The following is a 15,417-nucleotide window of genomic DNA, read 5'->3' as shown; positions in this document are numbered from 1 at the left end:
AAGTTGCCGAGTTTAGACCAATTTTCTTGATCTGCAAATCGTCTCACCAGAGCCATAAAAACCCCCGTTCATGGCGACCCAGGCGGATTTGATTTTTTTTCCCAATTGACAGCGGAATTTCCGGGGCCAAAACCTCTGACTTTTCCTAGGTCAGGGCGGTTTCTCATCTGGCAAATGGAAACCCCTTCCGCCGCCTTGAACCGTGTGGTGAGCCCACCTCATCCGCAGCGCCAGAATGGGACGAAACGCCCCCCCCACGGGAAATCAAGGCCTTGAGAGGGCCTCGGGCAGCGCGGAAGCTCGCACCTGGGCGGCATAATTTTAGACCGATCTTTTCCATCATGGATAAGCCTCGAAACAGCCAAGAAGCGCTTTGCGACGACGATGCAGGCTGTTAGACTGGCCCCATGCCAGCCACATCAGCGAACCGCCGCAAAGGCAACCCACCGCCCTTCCAAACCCGTTTCGGCGCGCTCCTGCGTCAGTACCGGGAGGAAGCCGGGCTGACGCTGCGCGACATGGAAGAGCGCGGCCCGTTCACCTACTCCCACCTGTGCCGGATCGAGCGAGGCGCCCGTAATCCGCCCGATCGCGAGGACGTGATTCGCCTCGCGGCCGCGCTCGAGGTGGATGCGGACGAACTGCTGGTGACCGCAGGTTATCTGCCGATTTCAGCGCCTCCCCCGCCTGCCATTCCCTCGCCCCAGCACGGCAAGCACCCGGCCACGCCGGAGGAGCGCCGGCTGGTCGATGAGGCCAACGCACGCCGCATCTTCGCGGGGTTTCTGTCGGACCCGGTCTTCTGGGAACAAACGCCGGACGAGCGACGCTCCACCTTCCGCTACCTGGACGGCCTGCTCGAAGAGGCGCGCCGCTTCTCCCTGCGCAAGGCCGGCCAGTAGCCGCCGCGCCGGACGACTCCTCGCCGCTCCCTGCCTGGGAGCGGTTTTTGCTGGGGTCCGTCGCCGGCCCCCAAGCGCCCACCCGACGGCAAACCAGGCGGACGCCAGGCCCACCCAGCGAGGACGGGGCGCTATCCCAGGGAGAACGGCAAGCTGGCCTGGGCCAACGGCAATTCCCGCACCCGGTGCCCCGTGGCGGCAAAAATCGCGTTGCAGAGGGCCGGCGCCACCGGCGGGACGCCCGCCTCCCCCACCCCGCCCGGCGGCCCCTCGGAAGGCAGCAACCAGGTGCGAATCTCCCGGGGCGCCGCATCGGCCCGCATCACCGGATAGTCGTGGAAATTGGCCTGGCTGGCGCGCCCCTTGGCAAAGGTGATGGCGCCATACATGGCGTTGCTGAGCCCCATGATGACGGCGCCCTCCAGCTGGGCGCGCACCCGGTCCGGATTGGCGACGAAGCCACAGTCGATCGCCACATCGACGCGGGGAATGTGCAGTTGCCCCTTGGGCGAGATGGCGACGCGCAGGGCGATCGCCACGTAACTGAGGAAGCTCCGATGCACGGCCAACCCCAGGCCGTGTCCGGCTGGCAAGTCCCGCCCCCACCCGGCCTCCCGCGCCACCACGTCGAGCACGCCACGCAGCCGGGCCGTGTCGATCGGATGCTGGCCGGCCGGGCCGTCATAGTTCCAGCCTGGCGCTTCGACGCGGTGGTCCGGACCGAGCAGCGTCAGCAGCAGGTCGCGATGGTCCTGGCGCGTGGCCGCGGCCAGTTCGGCCAGGAAGGAATTGACGGCGAAGGCGTGCTGCAGGTTGGCCACCGCCCGATACCAGCCGATGCGCACGTGAGGTTCGGCCAGGGCTGCTTCCAGCCGCAGGTGAGGCACCGCATAAGGAAAGTCCGAAAAGCCCATGCCGAGTTCGGGATCGACCGGGCGATCGTACAGCAAGCGCAGGGCGAACATCGGCGCAAACAGGGAGGCAATCGATGGGAAGGCGGTGCGGTGCAACAGGCCCTGCAAACGCCCCTGGGCATCGAGCGCTGCCTCGATCCGCTGGGTGCTGACGGCGTGGTAGTAGCCGTGGCGAAGGTCGTCTTCGCGGGTCCACTGCACGCGCACCGGGCGACCGATCGCCCGGGAAAGCCAGGCTGCCTCGGCGATGAAATCCGGCTTCGACTTGCGCCCGAACCCGCCGCCCAGCAGCGTCACGTGGACGCGCACCCGTTCGACGGAAAGCCCCAACAGGCTGGCCACCGTCTGGCGGGCTTCCTGGGGATGCTGGGTCGGGGCCCAGATCTCACAGCCGTCGCGCGTCACGTGGGCGGTCGCCACGAGCGGTTCCATCGGGGCCTGGGCCAGATGGGGCACATGGTAGGTGGCCGACAGCACGCGCGCGGCCTCCCGACGTGCCGTCTCCCAGTTCCCCTGTTCGCGCACGAGTCGGCCTGGTTGCGCCACCAGCGTGGCCAGCTCCTGCTGATAGGCGGTCGAATCGTAATCCTGATGAGGGCCGTCATCCCAGCGGGGCGCGAGCGCATCGCGGCCTTGAATGGCCGCCCACGTGTTGGAAGCCAGCACCGCCACCCCCCCCAGCGGCTTGAAGCCGGTCGGAATCGACGCGCCAGGCAGGGTCTCGACCGCGATGACCCCGGGGACACGCCGCGCCGCGGCCGTGTCGCAGCCTGACAGGCGCCCGCCGACGACGGGCGGACGGGCGATCGCCGCGTAGACCAGTTCCGGTAAGACCACATCGGCCCCGTAAACGGCCCGGCCGGTCAGCATGTCGGACAGGTCAAAGGCCGGCATCCCCTCGCGGCCGAGCACCCGCAGGTCCGCCATCGGCTTGAGCTTGACGGCACGGGGCACGGGCTCTCGGAAGGCCTCCGGCGCCAGTTCGCCATAGTCGAAATGCCGCCCACTGGGCGGGTGACGCACCTCGTGCTGGATCGCCAGCAGTTCGTCGGGCGGCAGCTCCCAGCGGCGGGCGGCCGCGGCGATCAGCATCTGGCGGGCCGCCGCCCCGACCTCCCGCAGGCGCGTCAGGTCCATGCGAATGCTGCGCGATCCATCCGTGTTCTGGGAACCGTAGCGCGCCTCGTCTCCCTCCGCCTGCACCACGCGCACGCGGGCCAGATCCGCCTCGAGCTCATCGGCCACCGCCGCGACCAGGGTCGAGCGACTGCCCTGCCCCATCTCGGAGCGATGCACCACGATGGTGACCGTCCCATCCGGCGCGATCGCCAGCCAGACCAGCGGGTCGTGCGGGACGCGCGGCAAGGGACCGGTCGCGCCCCAGGTTTCGGCCTGGGCCGAACGGGACACGCTTCCCACCGCCAGCAGCAGCCCCCCGGCGGCCAGACCCTTGAGGAATCCGCGACGACTCACCTTGCGAATCATGCCGTGGTCCCCGCCGCCTCGTGAATGGCCTCGCGGATGCGCGGATAGGTTCCACAGCGACAAAGATTGCCGGCCATGGCCGCGTCGATCTGGGCATCCGTAGGTCGGGGATACTCCCGCAACAGGGAAGCGGCCTGCATGAGCTGGCCCGGCTGACAGTAACCGCACTGCGGCACCCGACGATCTCGCCAGGCGCGCTGCAGGGCGTGCTCCCCTTGCGGGTGCAAGCCTTCGATGGTCGTGACCGCGCGCGTCCCCACAGCAGCCACCGGCGTGATGCAGGCCCGTGCCGCCACGCCATCGAGCAGGACCGTGCAGGCGCCACACAGGCCCTGACCACACCCGAACTTCGTGCCCGTAAGTCCCAGCAAATCTCGCAAGGCCCAGAGCAGCGGCATCTCCGCAGGCGCCTCACAGCGCAGGAGCTGTCCATTGACACGCAGTTCCACGGGGTGACTTCCCTCCTGCCGGTCGGCACGCCCCCATTGTAACCAGAGGCTTGGATGTGCAACCATTGTCCTGTACAATAATTACACAAGCTTGTGTGCTACCGGAGGTACCAATGATGCCCGCCTCCCCAACCATCGCCATCGTGGGTGGCGGAATGGCCGGTCTTTCCTGTGCCCAGCGCCTGAGGCGGATGGGTCACGACGTGCAGGTGTTCGACAAGGGTCGAGGCCCCGGGGGCCGGGTCTGCACCCGTCACGACGCCACAGCCGGCAACTTCGACCACGGGGCTCAGTTCGTGACCGTGCGGGACCCCGACTTCGAGATCTGGATCAATGAGGGCATCGCGACCGGCAGCGTGGCGCGCGCTGCCTGGCGGCTGAGACGCCCGGATCGCGAGCCCGGCGATCGGGAAGACCCGACCCGCTGGGTGGGCAGTCCGTCGATGAGCGCCTTGGCCCAGGCCCTGGTCCAGAATCTCTCGATCGAACGGGGTGTCCGCATCGTGGGCCTGCAGCGGCATGGCCAGGATTGGTATCTGGACGCGGAGGGAGGGCAGCGCTGGGGCCCCTTCACCCAGGTGGTGCTGGCCGTGCCCGCGCCGCAGGCCCACGAGCTGCTGGAGCCGGTCGCCCCGAGTCTGGCCGCCCGCGTGGCCCAGGCCCGCATGGCCCCGTGCTGGGCTCTCATGGTCTCCTGGGACGAGCCGCTGGATTTGCCTTTCGACGCCATGGAGGCCGAACATCCCGTGTTGGCCTGGGTCGCACGGGACGCCAGCAAGCCGGGACGCGACTCGGGCGAGCGGTGGGTGCTGCATGCCGGCGCATCGTGGTCCCACACGCACCTGGAAGCGCCGGCAGAGGACGTGGTGGCTCCCCTGCTCGCCGCCTTCGACGACTGGGCGGGGCAGGCACTGCCGGCGCCCCGCCACGCACGCGCCCACCGCTGGCGCTACGCCAAGGTGGTTGAGGCGCTCGGGGTGCAAGGGCTGCTGGATGAGGGTCTGGGGTTGGCGGCCTGCGGGGACTGGTGCCGAGGCTCGCGCGTCGAGGACGCCTGGCTTTCGGGCTGGCACACCGCTGCTTGGCTGCATCGCGCGGCCCTGCCGAGGGTGGCGTGATGCAACTGAGTCTGTTCGACCGCACCCTCCCGCACGATGAGACCTGGCGACGGCGGCTGCGCGGGGTCGACCCCAAGGCGTACGCCCGCACCCGCAACAGCCTGGATGGTCGGGTGACCGGGCTCTCCCCGTTCATCACGCACGGCTTCGTGGCGCCGCGGGAAATTCTGGCGACGCTGGCTGAACGAGGACCGCTGACGGCCGACGACAAGCTGGTGATGGAATTGGGCTGGCGCGAATTTTTCCATCACGTGTGGGAGCGCGAAGGAGCTCGCATCTTCCGCGATCTGCGCCCACCGGTCTGGCCGGGAGCCTACGCGCGGCAAATGCCAGCAGACGTGCTGGCGGCTGCCAGCGGCGTGCCCGCGATCGATCAGGCCGTGCAAACGCTCCACCACACCGGACACCTGCACAACCACGCCCGCATGTGGCTGGCCTCCTACCTGGTACACCTGCGCAAGGTCCACTGGTCGGTCGGAGCCGCCTGGATGTACGCCCATTTGCTCGATGGCGACCTGGCAAGCAACAGCCTCAGCTGGCAATGGGTGGCCGGCACCTTCTCGAGCAAACCCTACCTGTTCAATGGCGCCAACGTGGCGCGCTACGCCCCTGCCAGCTGGCACAGCCCGGGCACGGCGATCGACACGGATTACGACCGCCTGGCCCAGCTGGCTCGGGAAGCCGGCGATGTCGGCCCTGAGCCAGGCGAGCGAAAGGCAGCGGACCAGCCTGAAAACCACGCCGTGCCACCTCTGGCGCTGTGGGACGAGCTGTTCGTGCCGCTCGTCGAGGCCGGTGAAGGCTGGTGGAAGCCTCGCGGGGAGGGCCCACGCCCCCTGCGGGAAGGCCCCTGGGAACTGTTGCACCCGTGGGATCTGCGCAGCCGCAGCGCCTTGCCCGCCTGGCGTCTGGGGGTCTTGCACCTGCCCTTCCACGCCCGATTTCCCTGGAGCACCCTGCGCTGGCGCTTCGTGCTGACCCGCCTCGCCAGTCTCTGCGATGCGGTCTGGATCGGCGACCTGGCGAGCCTGAAGGGACTGCCGGCAGGTACGACCGCGACGGCAAGCCTGAATCCCGGCTACGCCGAACACCTGCCGCAACTGGCGCGCCTGCGACACGTGGCACGCTTCACCCCCAACCCGGCGCGGACGATGCGTTCCTTCAGCCAGTTCTGGGAGGTGGCGCGCGACCAGCTGGTCTGGGAACACGGTTCAGAGCGCCAGGCCGCGAATTGACCTCAGGGCGCGCGCGTCGTGAGGAGGTGCCGCTCTCAAGAGCTGCAAGACAGCATGGAGCAGCCAGCCGCATGACGGGCCCACTCGGGGCGAAGCGCGGCCAGGCGAGCGTGCTCGGGCTGGTCCTCACAGGGCGCTCGCAGCACTTGCAGCAGGCGCTCGATGCCGGAGGGATCGCCCGCTTCGGCCTGATCGATGGCCTCCTGCGCCAGGTAATTGCGCAACACGTAGCGGGGATTGGCAAGCCGCATCAGGGCCTGACGCTCAGCGCTCAACCAGGCTTCAGACTGCACGCGACGTGCATAGCGTTCCAGCCAGTTCGACAGGTCCGCCCAGACGGCCTGGCGCTTGGCGTCGCTGTAGAAAACCTCCCCGAGCGCCTCAGGTCGAGGCTCCTCCAGGTCCAGCTGGATCAAGCCCCGATAGAACAGGGTCATATCGACCTCACCGCGCTGCATGAGCGTGTCCAGCTCACGCGCGAGGGCCAGATCGCCCTCGCGCAGCGCACGCAGGCCCAACTTGCCCGCCAGGTGTTCGCGTGTGGCCTGATTGAAGGTGTCGACATAGGCATCCAGCCCCTCCTGAAGACGCTCCGGGCGGTCGAATAGAGGGGCCAGCGCCTCCGCCAGACGGGTCAGGTTCCACAGGGCCACCTGCGGTTGCTGGCCAAAGGCATAGCGGCGTTGCCCGGCATCGGTCGTGTTGGGAGTCCAGTTGGGGTCGAAGTCTTCCAGCCAGCCATAGGGTCCATAATCGATCGTGAGGCCCAGGATCGACATGTTGTCCGTGTTCATGACCCCGTGCACGAAGCCCACCCGCATCCAGGCCGCCACCATGCGGGCCGTGCGGGTGCAGACCTCTCTGAACATCTCGGTCAATGCCGCGTCGTCCGCCAGCCCCTCAGGGCTCAGATGAGGATAGTCCCGTCGCAGCGTGAACGTCGCCAGCTGGCGCAACAGGTCCGTTTCCCCCCGGGCGGCCAGCAATTCGAAATGACCGAAGCGAATGAACGAGGGCGCCACCCGGCAGACGATCGCCCCAGGTTCCGGGCGGGGATGCCCGTCATAGAACATGTCGCGCACGACCGCGTCCCCTGTTGCCACCAGGCTGAGCGCCCGCGTGGTGGGCACGCCGAGGTGATGCATGGCCTCGCTGCAGAGAAACTCGCGCACGGAGGAGCGCAGGACGGCGCGTCCATCCGAACCACGCGAATAGGGCGTCGGCCCCGCCCCTTTCAACTGAAGCTCCCAGCGCTCGCCGGAAGGGAGCAGGCACTCGCCCAGCGAGATGGCCCGACCATCCCCCAGCTGGCCTGCCCAGACACCGAATTGATGGCCCCCGTAATTGGTGGCAATCGGCTCCATGCCGGGGAGAAGGCGGTTCCCGGCAAAGACTTCGGCGAAGTCGGGATGCCGAACATAGTCAGCCGGAATCGCCAGCATGTCGGCCACTTCCGCGGCATGGGCCAGCAGGCGCGGGGCGGCAACAGGCGTCGGCGCCACCCGTGAGGAGAGGGCTCCCCGGACCTGACGGCTGCCGAGGTCCGAACGCGGATCCACCGGGAGCTCGCGCACGAAGCGGTTGTCGAAAGCGAGCCACCCGGGCCCTCCCCAAGCTTGGGTTCCAGCGTCGAAAGCGGGGTTGGTCTTCTCCTGTGTCATGGGCGGGGCGTGAGCTTCCGCACGAGGTTGTTGCCCGTGTCAGCCACGTACAACACGCCCCCTGGGCCCACGGCCACGTCGGACGGCCTGAAAAAGCGAGCGTCAAGGCCGGGACCATCCAGCTTGCCCGAGGGGGCAGCCCCGGCCACGGTGGTGACGACGCCTTGCGGCGTCACCTTGCGAATGCGGTTGTTGTAACTGTCCGCCACGTAGAGGTTGCCCTGGGCATCCACCGCGAGGCCGCGGGGGCGGTTGAAACGGGCTTCCGTGCCCGTGCCATCCGCAAACCCTTCAGAACTACCGGCCAGCGTGGTCACGACCCCGTCCGCGATGCGCCGGATGCGATGGTTGCCGGTGTCAGCCACCAGCAAGTGACCGGCAGGGTCGAGGGCCAGGCCGTTCGGCGCATTGAATTGGGCGCCATTCAAGGCGGCGCCATCGGCACTGCCCAGCGGGCCTCCTGCCAGATCCGAGACGGCATTCGACTGGTCGATCAGGGCCACCTTGCGAATGCGGTGATTGCCGGTGTCGGCGACGAGCAGGTTGCCCTGGTAATCGACCAGCAAGGCCCCCGGCGTGGTGAAGCGGGCGAGCTTTCCCCCCGCATTGGCGTGGCCCGCCTCGCTCTGGTCGCCTGCGACCGGGTACAGCGCGTAGCCAGCCAGCCAGACGCCCTGGGACATGCTCAGATACAAGGCGCCGGAACCATTCAGGGCAAGACCCGTGAAGGGGAAATCGGTGCTGGCATACACCGACGCCTTGTCCGCATCCAGCAGCCAAACCCTCATGGTTTCTTGCACGAAGATGCGCCCATTGGCATCCAGGTCGACCCCCTGCGGTTGATTGAACCAGGCCGAGGCCAGACTGCCCGCTGCCGCCCCCTGTTGGCCCACGCCGGCCACCGTGGTGACCTGCCAGGTCTCGGCAGAGCCTGGCGCTGGCGTCGGGGTCGGGGTCGGTTGGGCCGACGGCGATGGCGTGGCGGTGGCAACCTGAGTGGGGGCGACCGTCTGCGCGGCACTCGGGCGGGCAGTGGGCGTCGCCGGCAGGTCCGAGGCAGGGGTTCCGGTGAGCGGCGTGGCCTCGCCCGAAGGCCGCGTGGCCAGTTCCCGCTTGAGTTCCTCCAGCGACTTTTCGACCGCGCGGAGGTCCTTGCGCATGGCTTCCAGGCTGGCCTCCAGGCCCTCGATGCGAGCAGCCAAGGCGCTCATCTGGCGCTCCACCGCCAGGCGGTCCGTCAGGTCGGGCAGCTCCTGAGGCGTCAGGTTGCGGCGCGTCGCCTCGACGACGGTCTGGAAACTGGCCGGATTGAATTGCCCCATGTCCTGACCGACCAGGCCCTTCAGCACCCCGGCCGCCACCAGGGTCGAGGCCGCTTCGAGCGTGACTGCGCTGGGCAGGGCCGCAGGCCGCACGATCGTCTGGAGTTTGGCCGTCCGCCCTGCTTCCGTGGGCACCTCGGCCACCACCACGAAGGTGTAATCCCTGGGCACGTTGGCGATCTGGAACTGGCCGTTGGCATCGGTCCGCCCCTCCGGCAACCCGAGGATGCGCTGTCCGGCCGCATCCGCCAGGTACACGCGGGCGCCCACCGCGAGCCCTTCTGCGAGGGGCGCGGCTTGCTGCAGCACGTGGCGAAGCGCTCCCGCACGGGCCGCGTCCGAGGGGCGGCTGAGGTCGCGCGTCCCGACCAGCCGCGGCACGTGGGCCACCAAGCCACTGGTGCGATCCGACACCAGGTTGCTTCCGCGGTCCGAGATGATGCCCAGCCCGCGGTCCGAGATCAGCGTCACGCCTCCACTGGCCTTCAGGCTGAGCGGCGCCTTCACCGACCCGACCACCGTGCGCAGCGTGGCGCCGTCCATCCCGATCAGCGCGGCTCCGCGGTCGCTCACGACGTTGTTGCCGTCCTGACCGATGAGTTTGCCCCCCTTGCCGGCTTTGACGGCGTCGGCGGAAACGGCAGACGGCTTCATTCCGGGGGATGCCTGGCAAGCCAGCAACAAGGTGGCGCAGACCAGTGGAAGCGTGACCAGAGCGCGTTGAACCACGGAAACACCCCTCCTCGTGGGCGCACAAAAACGCCTGCGAAGTCGTCGAGCACGGGACGAGCCGTCGCCCCCTGGTGCCGACCGGGCCCCCCTGGGGAACATATCAAGCTCAGGAGCGTTATACCCAATGCCAAGCGAGTGGGAAGGGCTGATACAGGCCGCCGGGCGAGGCGAGCGATTCCACGTTGTCGACACCGAGACCACCGGCAGCGCCCCGCCTTCCGCCCGGGTGATCGAGGTGGCCTGCCTGACCTTGCAGCACGGGCGCGTGGTTGGCCGTTTCGAAAGCCTGATCGACCCGGGACGACCGATTCCAGAGTTCATCACGCGCCTGACCGGCATCACCAGCGCGATGGTGCGTGGTCAACCACGCGCGCAGGCCACCATGGAAGCCTTCCGTGCCCACCTGGCGGCCGCACCCGGCCATTTCGTGGCGCACAATGCCGGCTTCGATGCCCGCTTCTTGCAGTTTGAATTCGAGCAGGCCGGACTGAGCTGGCCCTTCAACGGACGCTATTGCACGGTGCAACTGTCGCGGCGCTGCAACCCGCACCTGCGCCGGCACAACCTGGACAGCCTGGTGGCCTACTACGAGGTTCCGATGCAAGCCCGCCATCGCGCGATGGCAGACGTCGAGGCCACGGCGATCGCCTTCTGGCACATGGTGCGGGAACTGGCGCAGACCGAGGGCCTCCGTCTGCCGCCGCTGCAGGGCCTGCCGGTCTCACCCGCGAGTGCCGCGCCATGCGCCGAGACGGCCGTGCCCGAGCCCTCCTGCGACGTCTCGCCCGACCAGCGCCTGCTGCAGGTCATCGAGCGAGAAAGCCGCAGCCTGGCGGCCATGCTGGCCCAGCAAGGCCGCATCGACGTCCCGCAATCGGACGGCACGCTGCCGATCGCGCTGCGAGCGCCCCTGCTCGCCCGGCTGGGGGACCGCCGCGCCGCGCTACTCGCGCAAGCCGTGCGCGAGGTCTACGGCAGCACCGTGCGGGTGCAACTGACCCCGATGCCCTAGGCGATGGGCGGCTCCGCGCGACCGCTAGCCCGTGTTCTTCAGGCCGGCGGCGATGCCACTGACGCTCAGCTTCAACGCATCCCGCAGGGCCGGGTCGAGCGCCTCGCCACTGGCCCGGTGGCGCCGCAGCAAGTCGACCTGCAGATAGTTGATCGGGTCGACATAGGGATTGCGCACGGCGATCGAGCGCCGCAGAGTCGGATCGTCCGCGAGCAAGGCCTCATGACCGAGCACCTGGGTCACCAGGCGCACGCTGCGATGGTACTCCGCCTGCAACGCGTCCCACAGGCGCTGCAGGCGGGCCTCGTCGCCGGCCAGACCGCTCACGTAGCGCGAGGCGATCGCCGGGTCGGCCTTGGCGAGGGTCATGGCCACATTCGAGAGCAGCACCCGGAAAAACGGGAACTGACGCGCCATGGTGGCGAGCACCTCGGGGTTGCGCTGCGGATCCGCCAGGCAGAAGCCCTCCAGCGCCGTACCGACGCCCAGCCAGCCAGGCAGGATCATGCGCGTCTGGGTCCAGGCAAACACCCAGGGAATCGCCCGCAGATCCTCGATGCGCAACGAGGCGCGTCGCTTGGCGGGACGGGAACCCAGCTGAAGCCCCGCCAGCACGGACAGGGGCGTGACCTGCTGCAGGAAGTCAAGGAAGTCAGGGTCGTCGTAGACCCAGCCGCGGTAGGCCACCAAGGCCCGCCGGCTGAGATCGGCCAGGACGGCCTCCCAGCGGGCGACCTCCTGCGGTGCCGCCGCGTGCAGCTCAGGACGCAGCGAGGCCTCGATCACGGCCGAGGTGACCAGTTCCAGGTTGCGCCGGGCCAGGCTATCGAGGCCGTACTTCTGGCTGATCACCTCGCCCTGCTCCGTCAGCTTGAGGCGACCGGCCACCGTGCCAGGTGGCTGCGCCAGGATCGCCAGGTGGGAGGGACCGCCGCCACGACCCACCGAGCCACCACGGCCGTGAAACAGGCGCAGCGAGACGCCGGCCGGCCGGGCCACCGCCCAGATGGCCTGCTGGGCCTGGTACAGCTCCCAGGCTGAGGTCAAGATGCCCCCGTCCTTGTTGGAGTCGCTGTAGCCCAGCATGACCTCCTGCACGTCGTCGAACGCACGCAGGTGGGCACGGAAGACGGGCACTTCCAGCAAGGCCGCCAGGATGCGCGGGGCCGCGCGCAGGTCGGCCACCGTCTCGAACAGCGGTACCACCTGCAGCCCACTGCGCACGCGACCACCGGCTTCGGCGCGGAAAAGCCCCACCTCGCGCGCGAACAGCAACACCAGCAGCACATCCAGCGGACATGTCGTCATGCTGACGATGAAGCTGCCAATCGCCGCGGGACCGAAGGTGCGGCGCGCCGTGGCGATCGCCCGGAAGGTGCGCAAAACCTCCTGGGTGGCCGGCGCGAAATCCGTCAGGTCCTCGGGCACCAGTGGACGATGCCCGGCGAGTTCGCCCAGCACCCAGGCGGTGGCCTCCGCTTCCGACAGCGTCGCGAACGGGCGTTCCAGCAAGCGCAGCGTGTCCACCACGTCGGCCAGGGCGGCGCGATGCACCTCGCTGTGCTGACGGAAATCCAGGCGCGCCCCGTGAAAGCCGAACATGGCCAGCTGGCGACGCCAGGTGTCGAGCCGATCGTGCGCGATGCGCGCCCCCCGTTGCTCCACCAGGCTGGCCTGGAGCAGGGCCAGTTCCTGGAGCAGGCTCTGCGCATCGGGGTATCCCGCCTCATCCGGGGAGGCCTTGAAGGCCTGCGCAGCGGCCAGCGTGTCGGGCCAGCAGGCGCGAGTGCGCTGCAGCCGATGCTGGATCACCGCCAGTTTCTGACGGTACGGCTCGGCCGGGTTGCGCTCCTGAGCCTCACGCACCACCTCGGGAAAGCGCTGGGCGTCCGCCCGCAGGCTCTCCGTCAGGGTGTCCGACACGCCCACCCAGTGAGTGCTCTGACTGAGGTCGGCCGACAATCGCTCCGCCTGGGCCAGGTGGCGGCGCAGCAGGCGCTTGTGCGCCATCAGCAGGGCCTCATAGGTCGTCTCGGCTGTGACGTAGGGATTGCCGTCGCGATCGCCGCCCATCCACGAGCCAAAGCGCAGGAAGGGGGGCACGGTCCAGCTGGCCTGCGGATAGTGATGCGCGAGCGCCTCTTCCAGGGATTGCCAGACGCGCGGGGCCGCATCGAACAGCACCTCGTCCAGGTAATACAGGCCATGGCGCACCTCATCGAGGACGCTGGGCGCCCGGTGATGGACCTCGTCCGTCTGCCAGAGGCATTCAATCTCGGCAGCAATGCGGGCATCCAGGCGCCGCCGCTCGGCCGGTTCGAGCACGCCACTGTCCCGGGCGGTCAGCGCGTGAGAGAGGCCATGCAGCTTTTCCAGCACGGTGCGCCGCAAGGCTTCGGTGGGATGCGCCGTCAGGACCGGCGCGATGCTCAGCTGATTCAGCAAGGCCTGCAGGGCAGCGGGAGAAACCCCCTGCCCGACCAGGCCCCCGATCACCGCGTCCAGCGAACCTGCAGGCGCCGGCGCCTCTGCCTCCTGCCCCCGCTGCCGGATGCGACGCACGCGATGGTGCTGCTCAGCCAGATTGACCAGCTGGAAGTAGAGCGTGAAGGCACGCAGCACCTGAGCCGCCGTGGCCGTGTCGAGTTCGGCGATCGCCGCTTCGAGGCGCGCCCGCAGGGCCTGGTCGTCCGGCGTGGCGCGCAGCTGCTTGAAGCCGAGGCGAAGTTCCTCTTCGCGTGCATACACTTCGGGACCCGCCTGCTCCCGCAGAACCTGCCCCAGCAGGTTTCCAAGGTAGCGAATGTCCTCACGCAAGGGCTGATGCTTGCGTTCGTTTTCCCAGGGGGTCAGTTGCATCGCCAGGTCTCCCGGCCGATCGGCCCGTGGGCAGAAACGCCCACGACCATGCTACCGCACCAGGCCCTCGCCCGGCGCGGGCAAGCCGGCCGGGCGAGGAGACACGAACGAGGCGAGAGCGGTTCAGGACTTGACGGCGCGATACACGTCGATCCGGCCGTGGCCGAAGTACTTGTTGAATGCCGAACCGCCCAGCGGGGTGGCCGTCTGTTCGATCCGTTGCTTGACTTGCTCGAAGGTCCAATCCGGATGCAGATCACGCAGCAAGGCCGCCAGGCCGGCCACATGCGGGGTGGCCATGGAGGTGCCGCTCATCCAGCCGTAATCGCGCACCGGGTGCATGCTGGCGTGGCTCGGCACGGTCGAAACGATGTTGTCGCCTGGGGCGGCCACCGAGATCCAGTCGCCGAAGGAGGAAAAGGAAGCCCGCGTGTCGTCAGAGCGAGTCGCCCCGACCGCGATCACGCCCGGAAAGGCGGCCGGATAGAGGATGTCCTCGTGGCCACTGTTGCCCATGGCCGCCACCAGCACCGCACCCTTGCCCTGTGCGTACAGCACGGCGTCGCGCACGACCGGGTTCGGGGTGGGCGACCCCAGGCTCATGCTCAGCACCTGCGCCCCCTGGTCGACCGCATGGACGATGCCGGCCGCCACGCTGGCCACGTCGCCGTACCCGTAGTCGGAGACCACCTTCTCGGCCAGAATGCGACAATTCGGAGCCACCCCGACCACGCCCACCCCATTGTTGGCGCTGGCCGCCGCGATGCCGGCCGCGTGGGTCCCGTGCCCGTGGCCATCGTGCGGTTCATCGTTGTGCTTGAGGGTGTCCCGTCCTTTCACGACCCGGGAAAGGCCATCGGCCGTCGCCAGGTCAGGGTGCGTCCAGTCCACCCCGGAATCGAGAATCGCCAGCATCACCCGGGGGCTGCTCGTGGTGATGCGGTGGGCCGCTTCCAGTTGCAGCTTGGCCACGGCCCACTGGCGAGGGGCCAACGGGTCAGGGCCCGTCGCGGCCGGCCCAAAGGCTGGAGCAGCCGGCGGTCGCGGCGCCTCCGGCACCAGGGCGATCGCCTCGTCGAAGGCCACTTCGGCCACCGCCGGGTCGGCCTGCAGGCGGGCCCGCAGTTGCGCAGGCTCAGGCGTCCCGGCCTGCCGACGCCAAGCACGCCAGCCCATTTTGGCGAGCAGGGGCTGCTCGCCAGCCAGTTCTCGCAGGCCATGGGCGGCCGCCAAGCGGGTGCCCGCGACCTGAGCCGCATCGGGCTTCAGCTTCACGAACAAGACTTCGGGGGTGGCTCGCTGCCGGGCGAGCAGGGGCTGCCCCTCCCGCCAGCGCACGCCGGGCGTGGGATGGCCGCAAGCCACCAGCGTGGCAGCCAGCAGCAGCCACGGAACCAGACGAACGGACACACGGGCCCCCTTCCAGAGCGATGGAACGACCCGGAGCTTGTCGGGGAAGCGACCGACAAAAGGCCAACAAAACCCTAAAACAGGGTTAAGCCTTGATTAAACAAACCCAGACCTGAAGTCAACGGGGAGTGGGAGGGGCTGCGGGGCGCTCCGGCAACGCATAGCGCCCCACCGCTGCCTGGTAGGCGGCTCGCGCTCGCTGATGCTCGGCCAGCGCGTCCACCTCGCGCACGGCGGCCTCGGCCGCCACCTGTTCGCGCAGGTTGACCTGGAACATGGAGCCCTCTCCCAGGCGCAAGCGTTCAGCCTCGGCCTGGG

11 protein-coding genes are annotated in these 15,417 nt (G+C 68.7%); 4 read left to right on the top strand and 7 right to left on the bottom strand.

The window, feature by feature from the left end; translation table 11 throughout:
* The first annotated feature begins 407 nt into the window (after positions 1-407).
* Complete coding sequence (locus VKP62_05425; protein ID MEB3196627.1) at positions 408-902, top strand: helix-turn-helix transcriptional regulator; 495 nt, start codon at positions 408-410, stop codon at positions 900-902.
* Between the two features lie 131 nt (positions 903-1,033).
* Here the strand turns inward: VKP62_05425 and VKP62_05420 are convergent, their stop codons facing one another.
* Complete coding sequence (locus VKP62_05420) at positions 1,034-3,289, bottom strand: molybdopterin cofactor-binding domain-containing protein (GenBank protein ID MEB3196626.1); 2,256 nt, start codon at positions 3,287-3,289, stop codon at positions 1,034-1,036.
* Positions 3,290-3,297: 8 nt separating this feature from the next.
* Positions 3,298-3,750: a (2Fe-2S)-binding protein gene (locus tag VKP62_05415; GenBank protein MEB3196625.1), complete on the bottom strand. Its 453-nt coding sequence runs from the start codon at positions 3,748-3,750 to the stop codon at positions 3,298-3,300.
* Between the two features lie 113 nt (positions 3,751-3,863).
* Here VKP62_05415 and VKP62_05410 point away from each other — a divergent pair, with 113 nt between their 5' ends.
* Entirely contained in the window at positions 3,864-4,868 is a 1,005-nt protein-coding gene (locus tag VKP62_05410) for an FAD-dependent oxidoreductase (protein MEB3196624.1), read from the top strand.
* Positions 4,868-6,103, top strand: coding sequence for an FAD-binding domain-containing protein (locus VKP62_05405; protein ID MEB3196623.1), 1,236 nt, complete (start codon positions 4,868-4,870; stop codon positions 6,101-6,103). Before VKP62_05410 ends, VKP62_05405 begins: the two co-directional genes overlap by 1 nt.
* A gap of 35 nt (positions 6,104-6,138) precedes the next feature.
* On the opposite strand, the gene VKP62_05400 is transcribed toward VKP62_05405, so the two are convergent.
* Positions 6,139-7,764, bottom strand: a complete 1,626-nt coding sequence (locus VKP62_05400; GenBank protein MEB3196622.1) for a YdiU family protein — start codon at positions 7,762-7,764, stop codon at positions 6,139-6,141.
* On the bottom strand, positions 7,761-9,815 hold the full coding sequence (locus VKP62_05395; protein ID MEB3196621.1) for an SMP-30/gluconolactonase/LRE family protein: 2,055 nt from the start codon (positions 9,813-9,815) through the stop codon (positions 7,761-7,763). Before VKP62_05395 ends, VKP62_05400 begins: the two co-directional genes overlap by 4 nt.
* Before the next feature lie 127 nt (positions 9,816-9,942).
* Between VKP62_05395 and VKP62_05390 the strand changes: the two genes are divergently transcribed.
* The gene (locus VKP62_05390) at positions 9,943-10,830 is read left to right on the top strand and encodes an exonuclease domain-containing protein (protein ID MEB3196620.1); all 888 of its coding nucleotides are present in this window, start codon (positions 9,943-9,945) and stop codon (positions 10,828-10,830) included.
* Positions 10,831-10,854: 24 nt separating this feature from the next.
* On the opposite strand, the gene ppc is transcribed toward VKP62_05390, so the two are convergent.
* From ppc to VKP62_05375, 3 genes are all read right to left on the bottom strand, one after another.
* The gene (gene ppc / locus VKP62_05385; protein ID MEB3196619.1) at positions 10,855-13,689 is read right to left on the bottom strand and encodes a phosphoenolpyruvate carboxylase; all 2,835 of its coding nucleotides are present in this window, start codon (positions 13,687-13,689) and stop codon (positions 10,855-10,857) included.
* A gap of 123 nt (positions 13,690-13,812) precedes the next feature.
* Positions 13,813-15,099 (bottom strand): S8 family peptidase, encoded by a 1,287-nt coding sequence (locus VKP62_05380; protein ID MEB3196618.1) that lies wholly within the window; start codon positions 15,097-15,099, stop codon positions 13,813-13,815.
* 118 nt (positions 15,100-15,217) lie between these two features.
* Positions 15,218-15,417, bottom strand: a 200-nt coding sequence (locus VKP62_05375) for a hypothetical protein (GenBank protein MEB3196617.1), incomplete at its 5' end; no start/stop codon positions are given.

It is taken from the genome of Candidatus Sericytochromatia bacterium (genome assembly GCA_035285325.1).
In the GTDB taxonomy this organism is placed as follows: Bacteria; Cyanobacteriota; Sericytochromatia; order S15B-MN24; family JAQBPE01; genus JAYKJB01.
This window is presented reverse-complemented; position numbering and strand designations above follow the sequence as displayed.